The sequence below is a fragment of the Streptomyces sp. NPDC015130 genome (assembly GCF_043080005.1).
Classification (GTDB): domain Bacteria; phylum Actinomycetota; class Actinomycetes; order Streptomycetales; family Streptomycetaceae; genus Streptomyces.
The window spans coordinates 487,508-512,819 of record NZ_JBIBVC010000003.1 but is presented as its reverse complement, the minus strand read 5'-3'; the positions used below and the strand labels follow the sequence as shown (position 1 = coordinate 512,819).

Sequence of the window (25,312 nt, the reverse complement as noted above, 5' to 3'; positions counted from 1 at the left end):
CCCTTGTAGTGTCCGGCCCCGTCCAGACCGCGAAGAAGCGAGCGAGGGGATCCGACATGACGGACCAGCACAGTGGAAGACAGCCGGGACGCAGGCAGGTACTGCGCGGAGGCGGCGCCCTGGCGGCGGCAGGACTCGGCGGGCTCGGCCTCACCGGTCTGACGGCGCTCACCGGCTGTTCCGGCAGCGGCGACACCGGTGCGGGCGGCTCGGGCGCCGCCGGGGACGCGCGCAGGGGCAGGATCACGGTCTGGTCCTGGCAGGGTCCGGCGGCGGAGCTCAAAGCCCTGATACCTGAGTTCAACAAGACGTACCCGGACATCCGGGTGACCGTCGAGGACATCGGCAATCCCGCGATCTGGGACAAGATCACCGCCGGTCTCGCCGCGGGCGGCCAGGGCCTCGCCGACGTCCTGCACATCGGCGTCGACTACCTCCCGGGGTACGTCGAACGCTTCCCCGGCGGCCTCGCCGACCTCGCCCCGCTGGGCGCCACCGCCCACAAGGACGCCTTCGCCGCCGGCCTCTGGCAGACCGTTGCCCCCGACGGCAAGCGGGTCAATGCCCTTCCGTGGGAGGCCAATTCGGCGGGCTTCTACTACCGGCACGACCTCTTCGAGCGTGCCGGGGTGGACGTCGGCGCGCTCCGGACCTGGGACGAGACCATCGAGGCCGGCAAGCAGCTCAAGGCACGCACCGGCGTCCATCTCCTCGGCATCGACAAGCCGGCCTCGCAGCCCGACGCGGCGAACTTCTTCCAGATGCTGCTCCAGCTCCAGGGCGCCTTCTACTTCGACCTGGAGGGCCGCATCACCCTGGACTCGCCGGAGGCGGTCCGGGCGATGACGCTCATCAAGACCATGAACGACGCCGGACTCGTCAGCAATCTCGCCGGCGGCTGGAACGCCCTGATGAGCTCCCTGAAGAAGGGCACGGCCGCCGTCCTGCCCTGGCCCACCTGGTTCGGCGGGATCATCGAGGAGCAGGTGCCCGAGGAGACCGGCAAGTGGAAGGTCCGGCTTCCCCCGGCCGTCCGCCGCGGCGGCCCCACCGCGGCCACCGTGAACTCCACTCACCTCGCGATCGCCGGGAGCAGCAAGCAGCAGGCGGCGGCCTGGTCCTTCGTCGAGTTCGCGCTCACCCGCCCCGCCTCCCAGGTACGGATCTACCGGGGCAAGGGCATCGCGCCCGCGCTCCTCAAGGCGTACGACGACTCGGTCTTCCACGAGCCGTCGCCCTTCTTCAGCGGGCAGCGCAAGGGCGAGATCTTCCTCGGTGCCCTCAAGGCGCCCGGCTCCGCCGTGAACTACACGGCCGACTACGCCCGCGCCCTGAAGCTCGTCACCGACGCGCAGTCGAAGGTGCTGCTCAAGGGCGCCGACCCGGCGAAGGCCCTCGGCGAGGCGGCGAGCGAGCTGGCCCGCCAGACCGGCCGGAAGAACGCGCGATGACACCGAGCGCGCCCGCCGCGGCCGTGTCCCGCCGCTCCGCGCCCCGCCCCTCCGAGCGGCGGCGCGGGCGGCGGGGCACCGCGGCCCCGTACCTCTTCGTCCTGCCCGCGGTGCTGCTCTTCGCCGGGTTCAAGCTCTACCCCATCGCGTGGTCGTTCCTCCTCAGCCTGCACAGCACGGTGGGCGGCACCGAGACCTTCGTGGGCGCCGACAACTACCTGCGGCTCGTCGACGACCCGCTGTTCTGGACCGCGCTGCGCAACACCGGGGTGATCCTCCTCGTGCAGGTGCCGCTGATGCTGGCGCTCGCGACCGGCCTCGCCGTCGCCCTCGACTCGACGCTGCTGCGTGGCCGGCCCGTCTTCCGGCTCGGCTTCTTCCTGCCGATGGTGACCGGCCTCGTCGCGTACGGCATCGTCTTCTCCGTGCTCCTCAACGAGGAGTACGGGCTGGTCAACTGGCTGCTCGGCCTCGTCGGCATCGACCCGGTGCCCTGGCTGACCGAGGGGCTGTGGGCCCGGATCTCCCTGGGTCTCGCGCTGACCTGGCACTACACCGGCTACAACGCCGTGATCCTGCTCGCCCGGCTCCAGACGATCCCCCGCGAGCTGTACGACGCGGCCGCCGTCGACGGGGCGGGCGCGCTCGGCGCCTTCCGGCACGTCACGCTGCCCGGGCTGCGGCCCGCGCTGCTGCTCACGACGGTCCTCTCCACCATCGGCACGCTCCAGCTCTTCGACGAGCCGTACGTCCTCACCGGCGGCGGGCCCGACAACGCGACCCTGACCATCGGCGTGTACCTCTACCAGAACGCCTTCAAGTACGTCGACTTCGGCTACGCCTCCGCCGTCGCGTACGCCCTCACGGTCCTCGTCGGAGTCCTCGGCCTGATCCAGTTCCGTCTCCTCGGGGAGAAGTCGTGACCACCGACCGCACCCGCCACCCCGGCCGGAGCATCCTGCTCACCTCCGGGCTCGCCATCGCCCTGGCCGCCGTCGCGGTCCCCTTCTACTGGCTCGCCGTCGGCGCCACGCACAGCTCGCGGGACATCTTCGACAGCCCGCCGCCGCTCCTGCCCGGCGGTCACCTCGCGGAGAACCTCGCCACCCTCCAGGAGACCGCGGACTTCGGCCGGGTCGTGCTCAACTCCCTCGGCATCGCGAGCGTCTACACCCTGCTCGCGGGCGCCGTGTGCACCCTCGCCGGATACGGCTTCGCCACGTACCGCTTCCGCGGCCGCGAGGCGCTGTTCGGGCTCCTCATGCTCGGCCTGGTCGTGCCCGCGCAGATCACCCTCGTACCGCTCTTCAAGATGATGGCCGAGCTGCACTGGCTCAACACCTACCAGGCCGTCATCGCCCCCAACCTGGCCCTTCCCTTCGGCATCTTCCTGATGCGCCAGTCGATGGCGGCGCTGCCGAAGGAGCTGCTCGACTCGGGCCGGGTGGACGGCTGCGGGGAGTTCCGGCTCTTCCTGCGGGTCGCCCTGCCCCCGCTGCGCCCGGCGCTCGCGGCCCTCGCGCTGTTCCTCTTCCTGTACCAGTGGAACGACTTCGTCTGGCCGCTGATCGTGCTGCGCGACGACAGCACGTTCACCATCCCGGTGGCCCTCGCCTCGCTCCAGGGTCTGGACGAGACCGACTACGGCGCCATCCTGGCCGGCACCGCCGTCGCGGCCGTACCGATGGCGATCGTCTTCCTCGCCCTCCAGCGCCACTTCGTTTCCGGGCTCCTCGCGGGCGCGGTGAAGGAATGAGCACCCTCGTGAACGACACCGTGACCACCGCGCACGCGGCCCCCGCACCCGCCGAGCCGCTGCTCGACGAGGTGTCGATCGCCGTCCTCGCCCCCGGCCACCCGGAGGTCCGCCCCCGGTGGGAGCTGACGTCCCCGCCGGACGGGCCGCGGATCCTGTCCGTCCGGGCCGACGGGTTCCCCGTCGAGATCCGGCTCTCGGTGCCGCTCGGCGACGCGGCGGGCTACTGGCACCCGAAGGGCGGCTGGCGGCGCACCCTCGTGGCCGACTGGGAGGGCCTCAGCCGGGTCTGCCTGGTCGACGGGCCCGCCGTCGGCTGCCTGTACGAGCACTCCGGGGCCACCCTCCTCACCTTCGCCGCCGCCGACCCGGTCCCCGAGGCCACGGTCCGCTTCGGCGTCTCGGAGGAGAACGACACCCACGTCGTCCATCTGACGCTGCCCCCCTCCGACGGACCGCACCGCCTGCTGCTCGTCCCGCGCGCGCCCTCCGTCGCCGCCGCCGTGCGGCCGCTGCGCGAGTGGTTCGCCGCCGCCTTCCCGCCGATGCCGGTGCCGGACACGGCCCGTCTCCCCGTGTACTCCACCTGGTACGCCTTCAACCAGGACGTCACCGCCGAGGCCGTCGAGGCGCAGGCGGGGCCGGCCGCCGAGCTGGGCTGCGGGGTGCTCATCCTGGACGACGGCTGGCAGCGCTTCGGCAGCGGCCGGGGCTACGCCGGCTGCGGCGACTGGCAGCCGGATGTCGCCAAGTTCCCCGACCTGGCCGGTCACGTGGCGCGGGTCCGCGAGCGGGGGCTGAGATATCTGCTGTGGGTGGCGCCGCTGCTGCTCGGTCCCGAGGCCGACTGCCACGAGCGCTGGGCGTCCTCGGCGCCCGCGCGGGCCACCGTGCCGGGCGGCCACGTGCTCGACCCGCGCCTCCCCGGCGTACGCCGGCACGTCGTCGAGCTGTGCGTCTCGCTGGTCCGCGAGCACGGCGTCGACGGGCTCAAGCTGGACTTCCTCGACGAGGCCGCGGTGTACGCGGGCGACGGCGGCGGGGACGTCGGCCTGGCGATGACCGGGCTGCTCACCGAGGTGCGCCGGGCCCTGGAGGCCGTACGGCCCGGGCTGCTGCTCGAACTGCGTCAGCCGTACGTCGGCCCGGGCATGGCGCCCTTCGGGAACATGCTGAGGTCCTTCGACTGCCCGGCGGACGCGACCGCCAACCGGGTGCGGACGCTCGACACCTCGCTGCTCGCCGTGGGCGGGGCCGTCCACTCCGACATGCTGATGTGGTCCCGCTCCGCACCGGTCGAGGCGGTGGCCCGCCAGCTGATCGGCGCGCTCCACGCGGTCCCGCAGCTCTCCGTGCGCCTGGACGAGGCACCGCCGGAGCACCTGGCCGCCGTACGGTTCTGGCTCGGGCGCTGGCACCTGCACCGGGAGCTGCTGCTCGACGGAGTCGTGGAGCCGGGCCGCCCGGACGAGCTGTACCCACTGGTGGTGGCGGCGCGGGGCGAGGAGTGTCTGGTGAGCGTGCACGGCGACCGGGTGGTGGAGCTGGACTTCGCCGCGTACCGCCGTGTCCACCTGGTCAACGGCTCGGACCGGGACCGGGTGATGGTGGACGTCACCGGGGGCGGCGGCCGGGTGGCCGCCCGCGTCCACGGACCGGACGGCCGTATGATGAATGATCCGCTGACGCTCCTGCCGGAAGGGCCCCGCCCCCTGGCCGTCCCGCGTGGCGGTCTGGTGTCGCTCGTACTCACGGAAGGACCGCGATGAAGGTCGGAATCACCGACGTCGCAGCCCACGCACAGGTCAGCGAGGCCACGGTCAGCCGGGTGATCAACCGGCGCCAGGGGGTGTCGAAGAAGACCCGCGAGGCGGTCGAGCAGGCGATGGCCGAGCTCGGCTACGAGCGGGTCACGCAGGGGCAACTCGTCGCGGTGGTGACGGAGTTCGTCTCCAACCCGTTCTTCGCCGACGTCGCCGAGCGGATCGAGTCGGCGCTCGCCCCGCACGGCCTCAAGACGGTGCTGTGCCCGGTGTTCCCCGGCGGGGTCCAGGAGTTGGACTTCCTCACCTCCCTCGTCGACAAGGGCGTCGCGGCCGTCGTCTTCCTCTCCGCGTCCAACACCGTGGAGGGCGCGGACACGGACAGCTACGAGCTGCTGCGGCAGCGCCGCGTCCCGTACGTCGGGATCAACGGCGAGTTCGCGGACGGGGTGCCGGCCCCGGTCTTCTCCACCGACGACACGCTCGCGGCCGAGCTGGCCGTGGACCATCTGCACCGGCTCGGGCACCGGCGCATCGGCATGGCGTCGGGCCCGGCGGGGAACCGGCCTGCCGACCGGCGCGTGCGGGGTTTCGTCGAGGCCATGGGCCGGCGGGGCATCGACGACGCCAAGGAGTACGTCGTCCGCCAGTCGTACAGCGTGGAGGGCGGGCAGGCCGCGGCCTCGGCACTGGTCGGCCTCGGCGCCACCGCGATCATCGCGGCCAGCGACTTCATGGCCCTGGGCGCCGTGCGCGGGGTCCGCCGCCAGGGCCTGTCCGTGCCCGGCGACGTGTCGGTGGTGGGCTACGACGGTTCGACGGTCACCGAGTTCACCGACCCGGCGCTGACGACGGTCCGCCAGCCCGCCGACCGGCTCGCCCTGGAGGTGGGCCGCAGCGTCCTGGCCCTGGTCAGCAACCGCGAGGTCCCCACGGGCGAGCTCCTCTTCGACCCGGAGCTCGTCATCCGCGCCTCGACAGGCCCTGCGGCCTCGTAAGGCCCCGGAATCGGAACGGAAGGGACACGGCCCGTGACGGAGACCGGGAGGACCGGGGCGGCCTCGCTCAGCGCGCAGGCCCGTGAGGCCGTGCTGCAGCGCATCGTCGACCGGCGGTACGCGCAGGGCGCCCGGCTCGTCGAGCGCGAGGTCGCCGAGGAGCTCGGCATGTCCCGGGTCCCGGTGCGCGAGGCGCTGCGCGCGCTCGTCGCCGAGGGGCTGCTCGAACTGCTCCCGCACAGCGGGGTGCGCGTCCGCCGGCTCGAACGGGCCGACGTGGAGCATCTGTACGAGGTGTGGGAGCCCCTCGCCGTCCAGGCGTCGCGGCTCGCGGCGCGGGCCCTGGCCGCCGGCGGCACCGAGGGGCTCGCCTCGCTGGAGGCGGCCCTGCGGCAGGCCGAGTCGGCGGCCGCGGCGGGCGAGGGGACGCGGGAGGTGGCCGCCCACACGGCCTTCCACGAGGGCGTCGTGGAGTTGGCGGGCAACCCGCTGCTCGCCCGCACCATGGGGCAGCTGAGCTGGCAGCTGCGGCTGCTGTTCGGCCTTCGCGAGGAGCCGGCGCACATGCGGGCCCAGCACGCGGAGATGTTCCGGCACATCGCCGCCGGGGACGCGGAGGCCGCAGCGGCCAGCACGCTGCTGCACGTGCGGGACAGCAGGTCCGTGGCGCTGCGCTCCCTCTTCGGCGACGCCTGAGAGTATTTGTATACCAAAACCCTCCCCACATCACCCCCTCGACGTGCACAGACGTCGTGAAGTGCGGATTTCGTGGGCTCGCGATCACACCCTTGTCCGGCGCCGAGAGCTTGGTATACAAAAACGGGGAGCCCTCGGCCCCTCCCCAAGGAGTCCCCATGCAACCCTCCCCGTCCTCCGCCATGCCCTCCTCCACGGCCTCCCCCTCCTCGCCGTCCCCCGCCCTCTCGCGTCGCACGATGCTCGCCGGGGCCGCCGCCCTCGCCGGCACGACGGCCGCCATGGCCGCCACCGCGACCTCCGCCCGGGCCGCGGCCCCCGCCCACCCCGAGGCCGCCGTGTCCGGCGCCGCGGGCCGCCGCGCCAAGGCCGTCGTCTTCCGGAACGTCCGCCCCTTCGGCGCGGTGAGGCCCACCGACCTCGTGGTCGTCGACGGCCGCATCGCGAACGGCCCCGCGCCGCGCGGCGCGAAGGTCGTCGAGGGCGGCGGCCGGATCGCCCTGCCCTCGCTCGTGGACGCGCACATCCACCCCGACAAGACGACCTGGGGCGGCTCCTGGGTCTCGCGGCGCCCGGCGAGCACCATCGCCGACTACGTCGCCCAGGACGTCGAGCTGTTCCGGGCCCAGCGCCGCCCCGTCGCGGAACGCGCGTACGGGCTGATGACCCACGCCGTCACCCGGGGCACCCGGGCGATGCGCGCCCACGCCGACGTCGCCCCGGCCTACGGCCTGGCCGGGGTCGAGGGCCTCGCGGAGGCCAGGGAGCGGCTTCGCCACGCGCTCGACATCCAGATCGTGGCCTTCCCGCAGCACGGCGTGATCCGTACGCCGGGCACGGTCGCGCTCCTGGAGCGGGCGGCGCGCGAGGGCACGATCGACATGATCGGCGGCATCGACCCGATCGGCTTCGACCAGGCGCTCGACGAGCAGCTCGACGCCGTCTTCGGCATCGCGGACCGCCACGGCGTCGGTGTGGACATCCACCTCCACGACCGCGGCGAGAAGGGCCTCAAGGCGATGCGGGGCATCATCGACCGCACACGGGCCCTGTCGCTCGCCGGCAAGGTCACCGTCAGCCATGTGTTCTGCCTGCCGGGCCTGGCGGACCGCGAACTCGGCGCCCTCGCCGCCGACCTGGGCGCCCAGGACATCGCCCTCACGACCGTGGCCCCCTCCGACTCGCTGGTCCTGCCGATCGCGCGGCTGCGCGAACACGGGGTGCGGGTCGGGCTCGGCTCGGACGGCGTCCGTGACTCGTGGAGCCCGTTCGGGAACGCGGACATGCTGCACCGCGCGCAGCTCCTCGGCTGGGTCCGGGACGTGCGCCTCGACGAGGAGCTGGAGGACTGCTACCGCGTGGCCGCCCACGGCGGCGCGGACGTCATGGGCCTCGCCCACGCCGACCTCGCGCCCGGAGCCCCGGCCGACTTCGTCCTCGTACGGGCCGAATGCCTGCCGCAGGTCGTCGTCGACATGCCCCGGCGGGACATGGTCGTGCACGGCGGAGCCGTGGTGGCCCGCGACGGCGAGTTCCTCGCCTGACATCCCCCTTGTCTGCCTGGGAGCGCTCTCAAGAGGTGGGGGCTGCGGATATCCTGGTCGGCGTCGGACCGCAGCTCAGCAGACGCAGACGAGGAGCGACCGCCTTGCCCGATCAGACCACGGGGTCCCGCCCCACGCTGGAAGCCGTCGCCGCACGCGCCGGGGTGTCCCGCGCCACGGCCTCCCGCGTCGTCAACGGGGGTGCGGGCGTCCGCGCCCCGCTGGTCGAGAAGGTGAACAGGGCGGTCGAGGAGCTCGGCTACGTCCCGAACCACGCGGCGCGCACCCTGGTCACCCGGCGCAACGGCGCCGTGGCCGTGATCATCGAGGAGCCGGAGTTCCGGATCTTCTCCGATCCCTTCTTCGAGCAGCAGGTGCGCGGCATCAGCCGGGAGCTGACGGCGCACGACTCCCAGCTGGTGCTGCTGTGGGTGGAGGGTCCGGGCGACCACGAGCGGATCGCGCGCTACCTGGGCGGCGGGCACGTCGACGGGGCGCTCGCGTTCTCGCTGCACAGCGACGACGCGCTGCCCGCCCTCATCGACCGGGCCCGGATCCCGGTGGTGTTCGGCGGGCGCCCGGCTCCGGGCACCGACCCGGCCGTGCCGTTCGTCGACTGCGACAACCGCGGCGGCGCCCGGGAGGCCGTGGGGCACCTGGTGGGCCTGGGGCGCCGGGCCGTCGCCCACATCGCCGGGCCCCGCGACCAGACGTCCGCCGTCGACCGGCTCCACGGCTACCACGACGTCCTGCCCGACGCCGATCCGGAGCTGTTGTGCCAGGGCGCCTTCACCGAGGAGAGCGGCGCCCGCGCCATGGCCGAGCTCCTCGACCGGCGGCCGGACGTCGACGCCGTCTTCGTCGCGAACGACCTGATGGCGACGGGCGCGCTGCGCACCCTGCGGGAGCGCGGGGTGCGGGTCCCCGAGGACGTGGCGGTGGTCGGCTTCGACGACATGGCCTCGGTGATCGACCGGACCTCCCCGGCGCTGACCACGGTCCGCCAGGACATCGAGGGCATGGGCCGGCTGATGGTCAAGCTGCTGATGCGGCTGCTCGACGGGACCGACGGCGCGGCTCCCGGCTCCGTGATCACCCCGACGTCGCTGGTGCGCCGCGACTCGGCCTGACGCGAAGGAGGGGCGGCGGCACCGGAGGATCTCTCCGGGGCCGCCGGGGGGGGGGGGGGGGGGGGGCCGCGGGGGGGGGGGGGGGGGGCGGCGGGGGGGGGGGGGGGGCCCGGGGCCCCCCCTGTTCCCCGCCTCGGATTCCGAGGGGATGTCAGGTCAGTCGAACGGGATGACCACCACGGACCGGTCCGTGCCGGTCTGGACGCGCGAGTCCGCGTTGCCGATCGCGCTCCACACCTCCAGCCTCACCGTCCCGCCGTTGAGGTTGCCGAGGGTTCCGGTGGCGGACCTGAGGCCGCGCGACTGGGCGTACTCCTCCCAGCCGGTGACCGGGTCGGTCGCGAAGTAGTGGTACGTCTCCGTCCGTTCGAAGGTGCCGTCGCCGGTGAGGTCGTAGCTGATCCGGGCCTGCTGGCCGAGTCCGACGGCCGTACCGGCGTCGACCTGGAGGCGGAAGGCGGTGGAACCGCCCGCCCGGAGGGTGCCGTTGACGCCCTTGACCTCGTAGACGAGCGGACGGTTCGGGGTCCCGTCGTGGTTCGCGCCCTGCGCCGAGAGGACGGTGTCGCTGCCCGCCGTGCCGCCGGTCGCCGTGGTGAGCGTGCCGCCGGTGCGGAGCTGGAAGGTGTTCCCGGTGGACGGCTCCGGGTCGGGGTCGGGGTCCGGGCTCCCCGTGCCGTTGCCCGTCGCGGTGGAACGCGCGGGCACCGAAAGGGACTTGCCGTCGGAGAAGGTGACCGTGCGGGCGGTCGAGCCGTGGTTGTGGGCCACGTACGTCCGCGTCGTCCCCTTCGTGAGGACGGCCGAGGTCGGGATCGACCCGGTGACGGAGGCGTCGGGGGCGCCGAGCGCGTCGAGGGTGGTGAGCCAGTGGTAGGTGTGGGCCTTCGACTCGCCGGCTTCCGGGGTGTACCCGGCGTGGCCCGCGTCCCACTTCGCCTTCGCGGCGGCGGGGTCGGCGAAGGACTGGAACTCCCAGAGGATGTCGCGCCATTCGACGGCGGGTCCGCCGTTCTCCCGCTCCAGTTCGGCGATGTTGCGCCGGACGGCGTCCTTGTGGCCGCCGAGGTGGAGTGAACCGCCGGTCACCGGGAGGACGTTGATGCCGTGGATCTCCTCGGGGTTGGCGGTCCACCAGGTGGAGTAGGCGGCGCCGCTGCCCCAGACCATGCCGGCCGTGTCGTGCTGGAAGCCGGCGGGGAAGACCTGCTGGTCGGCGTCGAACCAGTACTGGGCGATGGCCTCGCCCTCCGTGGTGAGGAGGTAGGTGCCGAGGTCGCGCAGGGCGGTGTCACCGGTGGCCGAGCCCCACAGGACGAGCGCGGCGCTGAGGTTGGTCGACTCCGAGGACGACTCCTGGTTGTTGCCGGCCGCGAAGCCCTGGTGGCCGCTGGCCCAGCTGTGTCCGGCGTAGACGTCGAAGCCGCGGAGGAAGGGGAAGGCGCCGTCGGTGCGGCTGGGGTTGGCGGTGTCGCGGACCAGGGTCTTCACCATGGCGCCCCAGGCGGAGTCGGCGGCCCAGGCCTGGTCGTACTGCGCGACGATCGCGGCCGCGTAGACGTAGTAGCCGTAGTGGAAGTGGTGGTCGTTGAGTTCGGTGTCGCTGCCGTAGGAGGCCGGGTAGCCGGTGAGGGTCTTCCAGGCGTTGTCGTACGAGAACTCGGTGGCGCCGCCTGCCGTGAACCACTCCTGGAGCCGGCCCTTGATCAGGCCGAGGAGCTTGTCGCGGATGGCTCCCTCGCCGATCTGGTCGGCGAGCGGGACCAGTTGGGCGAGCTTGCCGAGGGCCTTGCCGGTCCAGTAGGTGTCGACGGCTCCGGAGAAGGGGTCGGAGGAGTTCGCGACCTCGTTCAGGTAGCCGCGCAGCCGGGCCGTGTCGACACCGGCGCCGCCCGGGAGGCCGGGCAGGGTGGCGGCCGCCCGCTGGGTGGTGGTGAAGGAGGCCGACTCCCGGACCTTCATGGTGCCGCGGGGCGAGACGTACGTGTACGGGGTGAGCGGGTCGGTGGTGTGCAGCCACTGGTGCCGGTAGAGCGCCTGGAGGGTGCCGCGCTCGGTGCCCTCCTTGGCCTCGGTGGTGAGGCCGTAGGTGGCGCGGACCGTTCCCGCGTCGTAGCTCCAGTTCACCGTGGACCCGGTGACGAAGCTGTACGCGTACTTCCGGTAGGTGGCGAGCGCGTCGGTGGAGGGCAGCACGGCGACGGAGAAGTAGTCCTTGCCGCCGAGTCCCGCGGTGAGCGTCGAGCCGGAGACGTTCCAGTCGGTGCCGCTCGGGGCGAAGAGGGCGTAGTGGTGGCCGGCGACGGTGATGCCGAGGACGTTGCCCTGGTCGGCGAAGACGGTGGGCGCCGTGGCGGTGGTGATCCGGGCGTCGCCGCCCGTGCCCTTGGCGTACACGAAGGGCATGCCGTGGCCGATGGTGGTGCGCAGGGTGCGCGCGCCGTCGGACCAGTGGGGGGTGACGGTCCAGTCGGACCAGGCGTCGACCTTGGTGTCGGGCGCGTTGAGGCCGGTGAGGCCGAGGGTCAGGTCGCGCTTGTGGGCGTACTCGTACTGGCGGCCGTCGCCGACGACGGCGGCGCTGGTCGGGTAGCCGATGTCGAGGCCGCCGGCCGTGGCCTGGTAGGTGAGCGGGTGGCCGTACATGGGGGTGGAGTACGGGTTGTCCCCGTAGCGCTGGAAGGCGAGGGAGGACCACCAGTCGTTGGTGGGCACCGGCTTGCCCTGGGCGGCGGCGGTGACCTTGGGGGTGACCGGGGCGCCGGTGTTGGTGGTGGGGCCGGAGGTGCCGGCGGGGCGGGTGTCGGAGTAGCTTCCGGCGCCCACGGGGACGGTGGCGGCGGCCGCCGGGGCGGCTGCGGGGCCGAGGCCCAGGGCGGCGAGGGCGGAGACCAGGGCCATGACGGCTACCGGTCGGGTGCGCGGACCCGGTCGGGCACGCAGGGCTGTACGAGTGCGGGGGGCGGGCATGAACGGCACCTCATGTCGTCACGACGGATCGAGCACGGACGGGGGATGGGGGTGGTGCGGCATGCGTACGGAGTCGGAAACTCCTCCCGAGAGCGCTCTCAAGCGCTCCGGATGGCCGAAAACGTAAAACTCTCGAAACGTGGGTGTCAAGGGAGGGGACACGGAGGGGAGTTAGGGGAGAGCGCCGCCCGAGTCCAAGCCGTTACGCCTTCAAGTCTTGACGGGACACCCGATCCGCGGGCACGCTCCAACCGCATTCTTGAGAGCGCTCTCAATCAGTTCTCTCGCTCGCTCCGGAGCCCAGGGAGGCCCCCATGCCCATCGACCGAGCCGTCAGACCCACCACCCTCGCCGTCCGGCTCGGGGCGGTCGTCCTCAGCGGGGCGCTGCTCGCCGCCTGCGGAGGATCGTCGGACGGGGCAGCCACGGACAAGGCGGGCGGGAAGGTCACGGTCACCGTGGACCTCTTCGGCTCCTTCGGCTACAAGGAGGCCGGGCTCTACGCCGAGTACGAGAAGCTCCACCCGGGCGTCACGATCAAGCAGACGGACACCGAGGACGAGGCCGACTACTGGAAGTCGCTGCAGACCCGGCTCGCCGGCGGCGGCGGTCTCGCGGACGTCCAGGGCATCGAGGTGGGCCGGATCGCCTCCGTCACCCAGCAGCAGGCCGACAAGTTCGAGGACCTGAAGAAGTACGGGGCGGAGGACCTCAAGGCGCAGTTCGCCGAGGCGAAGTGGGCGGCGGCCACCGGGAAGAACGGCGAGGTCCTCGGGCTCGGCACGGACGTCGGCCCCGAGGCGATGTGCTACCGCAAGGACCTCTTCGCCAAGGCCGGGCTGCCGACCGACCGCGAGGCGCTCGCCAAGGAGTGGGCCGACTGGGACGGCTACCTGTCGCTCGGGAAGCGGTACAAGGCGAAGGCGCCCGCCAAGAGCGCCTGGCTCGACAGCGTCGGCAGCCTCTACTCGATCATGATCGGGCAGCAGAAGGAGCGGTACTACGACGCCTCGGGCAAGCTGATCTGGGAGGAGAACCCCGCCCTGCGCGCCGCCTGGGACCACTCCGTGAAGGCCGCAGGGGACGGGCTCAGCGCCAAGCTCGACCAGTGGTCGCCGCAGTGGAACCAGGCCTTCTCCGCCGGCTCCTTCGCCACGATGCCCTGCCCCGCATGGATGCTCGGCTACATCAAGGGCCAGGCCGGCGAGTCCGGCAAGGGCAACTGGGACGTCGCGGCGCTCCCCGGCGGCGCCGGCAACTGGGGCGGCTCCTACCTCGCCGTGCCGAGGGCCGCGCAGCACAAGAAGGAGGCGTACGAGCTGATCAAGTGGCTCACCGCGCCCGAGCAGCAGGCCAGGCTCTTCGAGAAGCAGGGCAACTTCCCCTCCTCGACCGGAGCGATCGAGAAGGTCGCCGCCGCCACGGACCCGTACTTCTCGGACGCGCCGATCGGCAAGATTTTCGGTGACGCGGCGAAGGCGGCCCCGGTGCAGGTGCTCGGCGTGCACGACCAGAACATCGCCCAGCAGATCACCAACGCGCTGAGCGAGGTCGAGCGCAAGGGCACCGCGCCCGAGAAGGCGTGGGAGAACGCGCGGAAGGGTGTCGCGAACACCCTCGGCTGATCCCGGTGCCGGACGGGCGGCCCGCTCCCCCGCGTACGCCCGTCCGGCACCGCACCACCACGCCCCACGCCGCCCGGCACCGCACCGCGCGGGGCCTCGCCGCCCCTGCCGGTGCTCGGCCGCCCCGCCGGGCCGCACGTCCCGCCGTACCCCCGCCCCGCCTCCTCCCCCGAAGGGCCGCACCGTGACCCTCACCGCACCCGCGAAACCGCCGATGGCCCCGTCCGCGCCCCGGCGGGAGTCGTCCGTCCGCAGGACCTGGCGGAAGGCCTCGCCGTACGCCTACATCGCCCCCTTCTTCACCCTGTTCGCCGCCTTCGGACTCTTCCCGCTGATCTACACGGCCTACGTCTCGCTGTACCGGGTCGAGCTCCAGACGCCCGGCGACATGGAGTGGCGGGGCCTCGGCAACTACACCGCGCTGCTCGGCGACGAGTTCTTCTGGAACTCGCTGGGCAACACCTTCACCATCGGCGTCCTGTCCACCGTGCCGCAGCTGGTGATGGCCCTCGGGCTCGCCCATCTGCTCAACTACCGGATGCGCGGCCGCACTTTCCTGCGGACGGCGGTCCTGCTGCCGTACGCGACCTCGGTGGCCGCCGCCACCCTCGTCTTCGCGCAGCTCTTCGGACGGGACTTCGGGCTGATCAACTACGTGCTCGGGGTGGTCGGTATCGGGCCCGTCGACTGGCAGAACGGCACGCTCGCCTCGCAGATCGCGGTCTCGACGGTCGTCGTCTGGCGCTGGACCGGCTACAACGCGCTGATCTACCTGGCCGGCATGCAGTCGATCCCCGACGAGCTGTACGAGGCGGCCGCGATGGACGGGGCCTCCCGCTGGCGGCAGTTCTTCCATGTGACGCTGCCCGGACTGCGCCCCACGATCGTCTTCACGGTCATCGTCTCCACCATCGGCGCCACCCAGCTCTTCGGGGAGCCCCTGCTGCTCGAAGGCTCGATCTCGGGCGGCATCTCGCACCAGTACCAGACGCTCGGCCTCTACCTGTACGAGCAGGGCTGGGGCTTCTTCCACCTGGGCCGGGCCGCCGCCATCGCCTGGGTCATGTTCCTGCTCATCGTGGTGGTCGTCGGGGTCAACGCCCTGATCGTGCGCCGCCGTTCGCGCAAGGAGGCCGGCCGATGACCGCGCCGATCACCACCGAGGTCCCGCGTCCTGCGGCGCGGACCGCCACCCCCGCCCCCGTGCCCCCCGCCCGGCGCGGCCGCTCCTCCCGGGCGGGCCGCACCCTGCACGCGGGTCCCGTGGCCTACGCGATCCTGATCGTCGCCGTCCTGGTCTCGGCCTTCCCCTTCTACTGGACCCTCGTCGCGGCGAGCCGCTCCAACGCCGAGCTCGCGCAGGTCCCGCCGTCGCTGCTGCCCGGCCCGAACCTGATCCGCAACTTCGAGGCCGTCCTCGAAGAGGCGGACATCGGCAAGGCCCTGCTCAACTCCCTGATCGTCTCCGGTTCGATCACCCTCGGCACCGTGCTGTGCTGCACGCTCGCGGGCTTCGCCTTCGCCAAGCTCCGCTTCCGGGGCCGGGGCGCGCTGCTCGCGCTCACCGTGGGCACCATGATGATCCCGCCGCAGCTCGGCGTGATCCCGCTGTTCATGATGATCGCCGAGCTCGGCTGGGTGAACCAGCTCCAGTCGGTGATCCTGCCGGGCCTCGTCTCCGCCTTCGGCGTGTTCTTCATGCGGCAGTACCTCGTCCAGACCCTGCCGGACGAGCTGATCGAGGCGGCCAGGGTCGACGGCGCGTCCACCGCCCGGATCTTCTGGTCGATCGTCGTGCCGATCGCCCGGCCCGGCATGGCGGTGCTCGGGCTGCTGACCTTCATGGCCGCCTGGAACGACTTCTTCTGGCCGATCGTCGCCCTGACCTCCTCCGAGCCGACCGTCCAGGTCGCCCTGCGCCAGCTGGGAGGCGGCTACGTCCACGACCAGTCCGTGATCATGGCGGGCACGCTGCTCGGCACCCTGCCGGTGCTGCTGGTCTTCGGCCTGCTCGGCCGGCAGATCGTCGGCGGCATCATGCAGGGCGCGGTCAAGGGCTGACGCGCCGCCCCGCCATCACGTCCTTTCGTCAACAGACCTCTCACCACGGGGAGTTCCCTTCTCATGACCGCGCTCGACGCTCGCCCCGACAGCCCGACCGTGCTCCGGTTCCCGGAAGGCTTCCGCTGGGGCACCGCCACGGCGGCGTACCAGATCGAGGGTGCCGCAGCCGAGGACGGCCGCACGCCGTCCGTCTGGGACACCTTCAGCCGCACCCCGGGCAAGGTGCGCAACGGCGACACCGGTGACATCGCCGCCGACCACTACCACCGGCTCGACGAGGACATCGCCCTGATGCGGCGGCTCGGCGTCACCGACTACCGCTTCTCGATCGCCTGGCCACGGGTGGTACCCACCGGCAGCGGTCCGGCCAACGCCAAGGGGCTCGACTTCTACCGGCGGCTCGTCGACGGACTGCTCGAGGCCGGCATCCGGCCCGTGGCGACGCTCTACCACTGGGACCTGCCCCAGGAGCTGGAGTCCGAGACCGCCGGCTCGCCCGCCGGCGGCGGCTGGGCGCGGCGGGAGACCGCGTACCGCTTCGCCGAGTACGCCGGGGTCATGGCGGACGCCCTCGGCGACCGGGTCGCGACCTGGACGACGCTCAACGAGCCCTGGTGCGCGGCCTTCCTCGGCTACGGCAACGGCGTGCACGCCCCGGGCCGCACGGACGCCCTCGCCTCGCTGCGTGCCGCGCACCACCTCAACCTGGCCCACGGTCTCGCGGCGCGGGTGCTGCGCGGGGCGCTGCCGGCCTCGGCCGAGGTGTCCCTGACGCTCAACCTGCATGCGGTGAGGGCTCTTTCGGAGTCGCCCGAGGACCGGGACGCGGCCCGCCGCATCGACGCCGTCGGCAATCGGATCTTCCTCGACCCGGTCTTCCACGGGCGGCTCCCCGAGGACCTGGTCCGTGACACGGCGGGGATCACGGACTGGTCCTTCGTCGAGGACGGCGACCTGGCGACGGCGGCCGCACCGATCGACTCGCTGGGGATCAACTACTACTCCCCCTCGGTCGTCGCGGCCGGCAGCTCGGAGTCCCCCTCGCCGTGGGCGGGCGCCGAGCGGCACGTACGGTTCGAGCCCGCTCCGGGGCCGCGCACCGCGATGGACTGGCCGGTGGACGCGAACGGGCTGTACGAGCTCCTCGTCCGGCTGCGTGACGAACTGCCGGGCGTCCCGCTGGTGGTGACGGAGAACGGAGCGGCGTACGACGACTACGCGGACCCGTCGGGGAACGTGAAGGACCCGGAGCGGGTGGCCTATCTCCACGCGCATCTGGCGGCGGTGCACCGGGCCCTGGCGGACGGGGCGGACGTGCGGGGCTACTTCCTGTGGTCACTGCTCGACAACTTCGAGTGGGCGTACGGCTACAGCAAGCGGTTCGGCATCGTGCACGTGGACTTCGCCACGCAGCGTCGGACGCTCAAGGACAGCGCCCGGTGGTACGCGGACGTGATCGCCCGCGGCGGGGTCGAAGGCCTCGACGACCTCGGGGGCCTCGGAGGCCTCGCGGGCTGAAGGCGGGGCCGGGAGCCCCGAGGGGGGTGCCGTGGCACCCCCCTCGGGGCCGCGGCACCCCCGGTTCACCGCGCGGAGGAGGTCACTGTCGCTGCCACAGGGCGGGGACGTTCGGCGGCTCCCAGCCGGCCTGGGCCTGGTGGCCCTGGAGGCAGCGGTAGGTCGAGCCGCCGTAGGTGACGGTGGCGCCGGCCGCGTAGACCTTGCCGGCGGCCCAGGTGCCGCCCGGCTGGGGTTCGCCCGGCCCGGGGCCGGGGTCGGTCCCGGTGGTCTTCAGGGTCAGGCCGTAGTTCTGCAGCAGCGGGTTGAGCGGCTGGAAGAAGGTCGTGCCGCCGCTGGAGCAGTTGCCCGAGCCGCCCGAGGTGACGCCCTGGGCCTGGCTGCCGGAGATGTACGAGCCGCCGGAGTCGCCGGGCTCGGCGCAGACCGTCGTGCGGGTCACGCCGGAGATGGTGCCCTCCGGGTAGGTGACGCTGGTGTTGTGCTGCTGGATGGTGCCGCAGTGCCAGCCGGTGGTGGAGCCGGAGCGGCAGACGGAGGCGCCGACGGGCTGCAGGACCGAGCCGGTCACCTGGACGTTCGCGCCGCCGGAGCCCTTGACGTACGGGGTGGAGGTCCAGTTGGTGTTGGCCGCCACCCAGGCCATGTCGTTGCCGGGGAAGGTCGAGCCCTGGAAGCTGCCCTGGGCCACCTGGTTGAAGCCGCTGGTCGTGGTGCCCACGCGGCCGCAGTGGCCGGCCGTGGCGAAGCCCTGGGTCGTCCCGCGGGTCACCGCGAAGCCGACGGAGCAGCGCCCGCCGCCGCCCATGTAGTACGCGTCGCCGCCCCGGATGTCGTACAGCGGCCGGGGCGCCCGGTCGGTCCGGACGACGCGCACCAGCTCGCGCGGGACCCCGGCGGCCTCGGCGAGCCGCGCCCCGGCGCCGGCGCGGGTCTCCTCGACGACGAGGACGTTGGCGCGGACGTCGACGTAGCGGACGGGCGCCTCGGCCGTGGCGCCCCGGTCCAGGGCCTGCTTGGCCCGCTCCAGCGCGGTCAGGCTGTGCGGGACGAGCCGGGCGTTCGCGCCCGTGGCGCGTATCGCGGCGGCGTCGGCGGCGCGGGTGGTGGCCACGGTCAGGGTGCCGGACTCGGCCCCGTCGACCCAGGCACCGGCGAAGGCGGGGCCGAGGCCCTGGCGGAGCCGGGCGGCGGTGGCGCCGGCCTCGGCCTCGTTGGCCAGCCGGGTCAGGGCCTGGGGGCGGGTGAGTCCCAGGTCGCGCTGCATGGCGGAGAGAAGTTCGGGCTGGGCGGCGGAGGCGGCGAGGGTCTGTGCGGCGGTCTTCGCGGCCGGGTTCCCGTCCGGGGCCGCGGTGGCGGTTCCGGCCTGGAGGCCGGCCAGCGCCATTCCGGCGGCGACCAGCGCGGTACACGCCGCGCGGGCGTGTCGTCGGAGCATGGGGTGTCTCCTCGGTTCGGTGGGGGATCTGCCGAAACCGTAGGGATCCCCAACGGGGCGGCGGGAGCTGTCAGTCGGCCCCTGCCACGGCGTTATGCCCCGGGGCGCCGAGCCGGCCGGCGCTGTGGGCGAGCGCCGCCGCGTGGGCGGCCCGGGTGTGGTGGAGGACGGCCGCGGCCCGCCCGGCGGCCCGGCCCTCGGGGTGCCAGCCGAGGAGGTGGCGCCAGACCAGCGGGGCACCGGTCAGGGGGCGGGTCACGAGGCCCGGTGTCGGGGGGAAGGTGGCCCGGCAGAGGCCGACGGCCCGCCCCACCTGGACGAGGTGCACGCACGAGGCGGTGTCCGTCTCGTACACGCAGGCCGGGGTGAAGCCGGCGCGGACGCACGCGGCGGCGAAGCAGTCGCCGAAGCAGCCGTCGCCCGGGACGTCGGTCCAGGCCTCCACCGCCAGTTCGGCGAGTTCGAGTTCGGTGCGGGAGGCCAGGGGGTGGTCGGCGGCCAGCATCACGTACACGGGGTCGCGGGCCACCTCCGTCCAGGCGAGGCGTCCCGCCTCGGGGGGCGCGCTCTCGCCGCAGACGCCGACGAGGGCGAAGTCCAGCCGGCCGGCGGCGACCCCTCGGGCGATCTCCCGCTCCGACCAGGAGGTGTACGTGGTGACCGGCGTGCCGGGCTCGGTGCGGGCGAGTCGGTCGACGAGCCCGCCGAGGAGCGGGCCGTGGGTGCCGCCGAGCCGGTAGCCGCCCGCGCCCTCCCGGGCGAACCGCACGGCCTCCTCCTGCAGTTCGCACACGGCGGGCAGGACGACGCGGGCGCGGTCGAGGACGAGGTCCCCGAGGGCGGTGGTCCGCACGCCCTCCCGGCCGCGCTCGAACAGGGCTCCGCCCAGGGCCCGTTCGATCCGCTTGAGCTGTGCACTGAGCGCGGGCTGCGCGAGACCGAGGGCGGTGGCGGCACGCGTGAGACTGCCCGCGTCCGCGATGGCCCGGATCGCCTTGAGGTGCCTCAACTCCAAGTCCATGAGCAGAGCTTGACGCCCGGGACCCGATAGGTCCAGACCATCGGCGGGTTCGGGGACCTTCGGACGGCTTCGCCGAGCGGCGCCACCGGGCAGCCCCCACCAGGACCTTGACCGATGTTCAGGTGAATGAACAGGAATCACATACACATCTATTGACGCATCCACGGCGGGCCTCTAGCGTCCCACTGCAAGCGCTTTCTGGCCCGTGCTTCCCGCGCACGGGCGCCCCGTTCATGCCATCCGTCCCACCGACTCCCACCATCGACCCCCGGTCCGCCGGGCTCCTTCGCTCCCGTACGCGGCTCACGCCGATCGCACCGTGGCCTGCCGTTCACACCGTTCATGAAGCCGATACGGACCGGACACACGATTGTCGTGCGGGGAGGGAATCCCCTTGCGCCACAGGCCCGTTGGCCGTGACATGACTCTCGGAGTAGTGCTCAGCACGACCACCCGCCAGCTCCCGATCGACGACACGGTGCTCCTCGCGCGGGAGGCCCACGACGCCGGGCTGCACTCGGCGTGGTTCGGCCAGTCCTTCGCGTACGACTCCCCCTCGCTCGCCGCGATCGTCGGGCGCGAGGTGCCCGGACTCCAGGTCGGGACCTCCGCGATCCCGGTCTTCGGCCGCCACCCCCTGATCGTCTCCAGTCAGGCGCAGACCGCGCAGGCCGCCACCGGCGGGCGCTACCACCTCGGGATCGCCCTCGGCACGAAGCACCTGACCGAGGACGGGTTCGGCATCCCGTACGAGCGGCCCGTCGGGCTGCTCCGGGAGTTCCTCACCGCCCTGCGCCCGCTGGTGGAGACGGGCTCCGCGGACTTCCACGGCGAGCTGCTCACGGCCACGACGCCGTGGCCGGCGTCCGTGCCCGGCGCCGAGCCGCCGGTGCCGATCCTCGTCGCGGCGATGGGGCCGCAGACGCTGCGGGTCAGCGGTGAACTGGCGGACGGCATCCTGCCGTTCCTGGCCGGACCGCGCGCGCTCGCCGAGGACATCGTCCCCACCGTCACCGCCGCCGCGGAGGCGGCGGGCAGGCCGGCGCCCCGGATCGTGGCCATCGTCCCCGGCGTGGTCACCGCAGACCCCGAGGGCGTCCGGGAGAAGGCCGCCGAGGGCCTCGCGCTCTACGAGCGGATCCCCTCCTACCAGCGCGTCATCGAGCGGTCCGGCGGCACGCGGGCCGCCGACCTGGCGGTGATCGGCGACGAGGAGACCGTCGCCGCCGCGGTGCGGCGCTACCGCGAGGCGGGGGCGACGGAGGTGGTGTTCACGGCGACGCACCTGGGCGGCGAGGCGGACCGGGTCCGCACCTGGAAGCTGCTCGGCGAGCTGTCGAGGGGCTGAGGACCCGGCGGCGAGACCCGGGGCCGGGGCACCGGCGGCATCCCCCGTGCGCCGGCCGGCGACCCGTCCACGCGCCGCCCACCGCCGCCCCGCCCCTCGCGCCGCCGCCGGAGGCCGATCGGGTGGACCTCGGCGGGCGGGGGCGGGCGGTGCCCCGCTCCCCCTCCGCCGGCGGTTCACTATGGCCCCGGCGGAGCGCCCCGGTCTCCGTGCCCGTTCGACCAGGTGAAGGGGGACAGATGGCCGGCCGACGCAGGGCGATCGCCCGACTGCTGACGATGTGCCTGGTGGTGGGCACGGCCGGCGCCTGGACCCCGGAGGTGCGCGGCGCGCTCCCCGCCGACCAGACGACGATCTCCCACGACGACCTGCGGACCGGCTGGGACCAGGACGAGCCCGGGCTCGCCCCCGACCAGGTGTCCAGCTCGGACTTCGGCCTGCAGTTCTCCACCACCGTCGACGGGCAGGTGTACGCGCAGCCGCTGGTCGTGGGGCGCACGCTCGTCGCGGCCACCGAGAACAACAAGGTGTACGGGATCGACGCGGCCACCGGGGCGATCGGCTGGACCAAGGACCTCGGCGCGCCCTGGCCGGCCTCGGCGATCAGCTGCGGGGACCTGGTGCCGAACATCGGGGTGACGGCCACTCCGGTGTACGACCCGGCGAGCAACGCCGTGTACCTGACGTCGAAGGTGAACGACGGGCCGGACGTCCAGCACCCCAACTGGTACGTGCACGCGCTGGACCCGGTGACCGGTGCCGAGCGCGCGGGCTGGCCGGTGAAGGTGGCGGGCGCCCCGGTGAACGATCCGGGGCGGGCGTTCAACCCGTACACGGCGGGGCAGCGGCCGGGCCTGCTGCTCATGGGCGGTTCCGTCTACGCGTCCTTCGCCTCGCACTGCGACCGGGGGCCGTACGTGGGGTACGTCTTGGGCGTCAGCACCACGACGCGCCGGACGACGCTGTGGGCCACGGAGGACTCCTCCGCCAACGGCATGGCGGGCATCTGGATGAGCGGCGGGGGCCTGGTCTCGGACGGGCCGGGCCGGATCCTCTTCTCGACGGGCAACGGGGTCTCGCCGGCGCCGGGCCCGGGGAGCCTGCCGCCGGGTCAGCTCGCGGAGTCGGTGGTCCGGCTCGGGGTGAACAGCGACGGGACGATGTCGGCGCAGGACTTCTTCAGCCCCGCCAACGCCTCCCAGCTCGATCTGAACGACACCGACCTGGGCTCGGGCGGTCCGGTGGCGCTGCCGGATCCGGTCTTCGGCACCAGCCGGCATCCGCGGCTGCTCGTCCAGATCGGCAAGGACGGGCGGCTGTTCCTGCTCGACCGGGACGACCTCGGGGGCCGGAGCCAGGGGCCGGGCGGCACCGACAAGGTGCTCGGCGCCTTCGGTCCGTACGAGGGCGTCTGGGGGCATCCCGCGGTGTACGGCGGGCAGGGCGGCTACGTGTACACGATCGGCAGCGGCGGCCCGCTGCGGGCCTTCGCGTACGGGCTGAGCGGCTCGGGGATGCCGGTCCTCTCCAACACGGGGAGCAGCGCCCAGCGCTTCGGGTACACCTCGGGCTCCCCGGTGGTGACCTCGACGGGGACGAATCCGGGGTCGGCGCTCGTGTGGGCGATCGCCTCGGACGGGGCGAGCGGCGCGAACGGGCAGCTGCGGGCGTACGACGCGGTGCCGGTGAACGGGGCGCTGCGGCTGCGCTGGTCGGCGCCGATCGGGGTGGCGTCGAAGTTCGCCGTGCCTGCCACCGACGGCGGGCGGATCTACGTGGGGACGCGGGACGGGCACGTGCTGGCCTTCGGGCGTCCGGCCAACACCGCGCTGACCGGTGAGCCGGTGGACGCGGGCGAGGTGGCGGTCGGGGCGGCGGGGTCCGTGACGGCAACGGTCAGGGCGACCCGGGACGTGACGATCACCGGGGTGAGCACCCCGGCGGGCGGCCCGTTCACCGCGACCTCGGCCGGGCTGCCGCGCACGCTGCGGGCGGGCGAGACGCACACGGCGCGGGTGACGTTCTCCCCCACGGCGCCGGGACCGGACACCTCGGCGCTGACCTTCGCCACCGACCTGGGCGACAGCGCGCTCGGGCTGACGGGGTACGGCACACGGCCGGGGCTCCTGGCCTCGCCGGGCGCGCTCGACTTCGGGACGCTGCCGACCACCATGAGCAAGACGCTCGGCGTGACGTTCACGAACACGGGGACGTCCGACGAGACGATCTCCGCGGTCTCCGTCCCCGGGGCGCCCTTCGGCGCGGCGGATCCGCCGGCCGTCGGCACGGTCGTGCGGCCCCGGCAGTCCGTCACCGTGCAGGTGGCGTACGCCCCGACCGTCGCGGGCGAGCACACGGGCACGCTGGCCGTGGGCGGTGCGAACGGGACGTCGTCCGTGGCCGTGACCGGCACGGCGGTGACCGGGCGGGCGGAGCTCACGGTCACGCCGACCTCGACGGCCTTCGGCGAGGTGAAGGTCGGTCAGTCGGTGACCAGGACCTTCGACATCAGCAACACCGGCAACATCCCGCTCACCATCACCAAGGCGAAGCCGCCTGCCGCTCCCTTCCACGTCACGAACCCGATCAGCGAGGGCCAGGTCCTCGGTCCGGAGGACGTCGTCCACCAGGCGGTGACGTTCTCGCCGACCTCGATCGGGGCGGTGACGGCCGCGTACGAGCTGACCTCGGACGACGGCCGGGGCCCACGCAACGAGGCGCTGTCCGGGACGGGGGTGGCGGGCACCGGGGTGACCGTGCCCTCGCCGGGGGCGGGCGGCTGGCGGCTCAACGGCGCCGCCGGGATCTCCGGCAACGACCTCCAGCTCACGCAGGCGAGCGCGTCCCAGCGGGGTTCGGCGGTCTGGCCCGTCCCCGTGCTGACCGACGGCCTGAAGGCCTCCTTCACGACGGTGATCGGCGGCGGCAGCGGCGCGGACGGCCTCACGTTCGCCCTCCTCGACCCGGCCAGGACGACGCCCGCCGCGCTCGGGGAGGTCGGCGGCGGCCTCGGCTACGCCGGGCTCCCGGGCGTCGCCGTCGCCTTCGACACCTACCGCAACACCGGGGATCCCGCGGCCAACTTCGTCGGTGTCGCGACGGGCGGCACCGGCTCGGCCCTCACGTACGCGTCGACGACGACGAGCGTCCCGAACCTGCGCGCGGGCACGCACGCGGTCGCCGTCTCGGTCACCGGGAAGACCGTCACGGTCTCCGTCGACGGCACCGAGCGGCTGCGGACGACGGTGGCCTCGCTGCCCCCGGCGGCCCTGCTCGCCTTCACGGGGGCGACCGGGGGCCAGACCGACATCCACGCCGTGCGCGGCGCGGCGATCACGTCCCCCTCGTACGCGCTGCCGCCGCCGGGCCCGAACGGCTGGACGTACAACGGCAGTGCCGCGCTGTCCGGCACGAGCCTCGTCCTCAACCCGGCCCAGGCGTACGTGAAGGGCTCGGCTGTCCAGGCCACCGCGGTGCCGTCGGCCCGGCTGCGGGCCCGGTTCACGGCCACGCTCTCGGGCGGCACGGGCGCCGACGGGCTCGCCCTGCTGCTCCTCGACGCGACCCGGGCCACTCCGACGGCGCTGGGATTCGGGGGCGGCGGGCTCGGCTACAGCGGGCTGCCCGGGGTGGCCGTCGCGCTGGACACCTACCGCAATCCGGGCGAGCCGTCGTCGAACTTCGTCGGCGTGGCCACGAGCGGCTCGGCGTCGACCCTGCGGTACGCGGCGACCTCGACCGCCGTCCCCGCGCTCCGTACGGGCAGTCATGTGATCGACGTGAACGTGACGGCCGCCGGGCGGCTCCTCGTGCTCGTCGACGGCGTGCAGGTCATCGACGTGGCGGTGACGCTGCCGCGGAACGTGCTGGTCGGATTCAGCGGCGCGACCGGCAGCCTGACGAACCGTCATGTGATCACGGGGGTCCGCGTGGGCTACTGAGCGGGTTACCCTGTCCGCCTTTCGGAACACGTGACCGATCACTTCGTGA

17 protein-coding genes are annotated in these 25,312 nt (G+C 73.4%); 14 read left to right on the top strand and 3 right to left on the bottom strand.

The window, feature by feature from the left end; all coding sequences use genetic code 11:
- The first annotated feature begins 56 nt into the window (after nt 1-56).
- The 8 genes from ACF08F_RS08385 (at nt 57) to ACF08F_RS08350 (ending at nt 9,338) form a co-directional block, all read left to right on the top strand.
- Nucleotides 57-1,451 (top strand): ABC transporter substrate-binding protein, encoded by a 1,395-nt coding sequence (locus ACF08F_RS08385; protein ID WP_392297712.1) that lies wholly within the window; start codon nt 57-59, stop codon nt 1,449-1,451.
- Nucleotides 1,448-2,374: a carbohydrate ABC transporter permease gene (locus ACF08F_RS08380; RefSeq protein ID WP_392297711.1), complete on the top strand. Its 927-nt coding sequence runs from the start codon at nt 1,448-1,450 to the stop codon at nt 2,372-2,374. The genes ACF08F_RS08385 and ACF08F_RS08380 overlap by 4 nt, the downstream gene beginning before the upstream one ends.
- Nucleotides 2,371-3,207, top strand: coding sequence for a carbohydrate ABC transporter permease (locus ACF08F_RS08375; protein WP_392297710.1), 837 nt, complete (start codon nt 2,371-2,373; stop codon nt 3,205-3,207). Before ACF08F_RS08380 ends, ACF08F_RS08375 begins: the two co-directional genes overlap by 4 nt.
- The gene (locus tag ACF08F_RS08370; RefSeq protein WP_392297709.1) at nt 3,204-4,976 is read left to right on the top strand and encodes a glycoside hydrolase family 36 protein; all 1,773 of its coding nucleotides are present in this window, start codon (nt 3,204-3,206) and stop codon (nt 4,974-4,976) included. The genes ACF08F_RS08375 and ACF08F_RS08370 overlap by 4 nt, the downstream gene beginning before the upstream one ends.
- Complete coding sequence (locus ACF08F_RS08365; protein WP_392297708.1) at nt 4,973-5,968, top strand: LacI family DNA-binding transcriptional regulator; 996 nt, start codon at nt 4,973-4,975, stop codon at nt 5,966-5,968. The genes ACF08F_RS08370 and ACF08F_RS08365 overlap by 4 nt, the downstream gene beginning before the upstream one ends.
- 33 nt (nt 5,969-6,001) lie before the next feature.
- Entirely contained in the window at nt 6,002-6,664 is a 663-nt protein-coding gene (locus tag ACF08F_RS08360; protein ID WP_392297707.1) for a GntR family transcriptional regulator, read from the top strand.
- 158 nt (nt 6,665-6,822) lie between these two features.
- Nucleotides 6,823-8,208 carry an amidohydrolase family protein gene (locus tag ACF08F_RS08355; protein ID WP_392297706.1) on the top strand — a complete coding sequence of 462 codons (1,386 nt, stop codon included), beginning with the start codon at nt 6,823-6,825 and terminating at the stop codon, nt 8,206-8,208.
- Nucleotides 8,209-8,312: 104 nt separating this feature from the next.
- Nucleotides 8,313-9,338, top strand: a complete 1,026-nt coding sequence (locus ACF08F_RS08350; protein WP_392297705.1) for a LacI family DNA-binding transcriptional regulator — start codon at nt 8,313-8,315, stop codon at nt 9,336-9,338.
- Between the two features lie 156 nt (nt 9,339-9,494).
- On the opposite strand, the gene ACF08F_RS08345 is transcribed toward ACF08F_RS08350, so the two are convergent.
- On the bottom strand, nt 9,495-12,239 hold the full coding sequence (locus tag ACF08F_RS08345; protein ID WP_392297704.1) for a glycosyl hydrolase: 2,745 nt from the start codon (nt 12,237-12,239) through the stop codon (nt 9,495-9,497).
- Between the two features lie 383 nt (nt 12,240-12,622).
- On the opposite strand from ACF08F_RS08345, the gene ACF08F_RS08340 reads away from it, so the two are divergent.
- The 4 genes from ACF08F_RS08340 to ACF08F_RS08325 all read left to right on the top strand — a co-directional run bounded on the left by ACF08F_RS08340 (nt 12,623) and on the right by ACF08F_RS08325 (nt 17,515).
- Nucleotides 12,623-13,933: an ABC transporter substrate-binding protein gene (locus tag ACF08F_RS08340; RefSeq protein ID WP_392297703.1), complete on the top strand. Its 1,311-nt coding sequence runs from the start codon at nt 12,623-12,625 to the stop codon at nt 13,931-13,933.
- 184 nt (nt 13,934-14,117) lie between these two features.
- Nucleotides 14,118-15,077 (top strand): carbohydrate ABC transporter permease, encoded by a 960-nt coding sequence (locus ACF08F_RS08335; protein WP_392297702.1) that lies wholly within the window; start codon nt 14,118-14,120, stop codon nt 15,075-15,077.
- Nucleotides 15,074-15,994: a carbohydrate ABC transporter permease gene (locus ACF08F_RS08330; RefSeq protein ID WP_392297701.1), complete on the top strand. Its 921-nt coding sequence runs from the start codon at nt 15,074-15,076 to the stop codon at nt 15,992-15,994. Before ACF08F_RS08335 ends, ACF08F_RS08330 begins: the two co-directional genes overlap by 4 nt.
- 63 nt (nt 15,995-16,057) lie before the next feature.
- Nucleotides 16,058-17,515: a GH1 family beta-glucosidase gene (locus tag ACF08F_RS08325; protein WP_392297700.1), complete on the top strand. Its 1,458-nt coding sequence runs from the start codon at nt 16,058-16,060 to the stop codon at nt 17,513-17,515.
- 82 nt (nt 17,516-17,597) lie between these two features.
- Here the strand turns inward: ACF08F_RS08325 and ACF08F_RS08320 are convergent, their stop codons facing one another.
- Complete coding sequence (locus ACF08F_RS08320) at nt 17,598-18,953, bottom strand: carbohydrate-binding protein (protein WP_392297699.1); 1,356 nt, start codon at nt 18,951-18,953, stop codon at nt 17,598-17,600.
- Between the two features lie 70 nt (nt 18,954-19,023).
- Entirely contained in the window at nt 19,024-19,974 is a 951-nt protein-coding gene (locus ACF08F_RS08315; protein ID WP_392297698.1) for a LysR family transcriptional regulator, read from the bottom strand.
- 421 nt (nt 19,975-20,395) lie between these two features.
- Here ACF08F_RS08315 and ACF08F_RS08310 point away from each other — a divergent pair, with 421 nt between their 5' ends.
- Both ACF08F_RS08310 and ACF08F_RS08305 read left to right on the top strand, forming a co-directional pair.
- Nucleotides 20,396-21,322, top strand: coding sequence for an LLM class F420-dependent oxidoreductase (locus ACF08F_RS08310; RefSeq protein WP_392297697.1), 927 nt, complete (start codon nt 20,396-20,398; stop codon nt 21,320-21,322).
- A gap of 239 nt (nt 21,323-21,561) precedes the next feature.
- Nucleotides 21,562-25,263, top strand: coding sequence for a choice-of-anchor D domain-containing protein (locus ACF08F_RS08305; protein ID WP_392297696.1), 3,702 nt, complete (start codon nt 21,562-21,564; stop codon nt 25,261-25,263).
- The last annotated feature ends 49 nt before the right edge of the window (nt 25,264-25,312 follow it).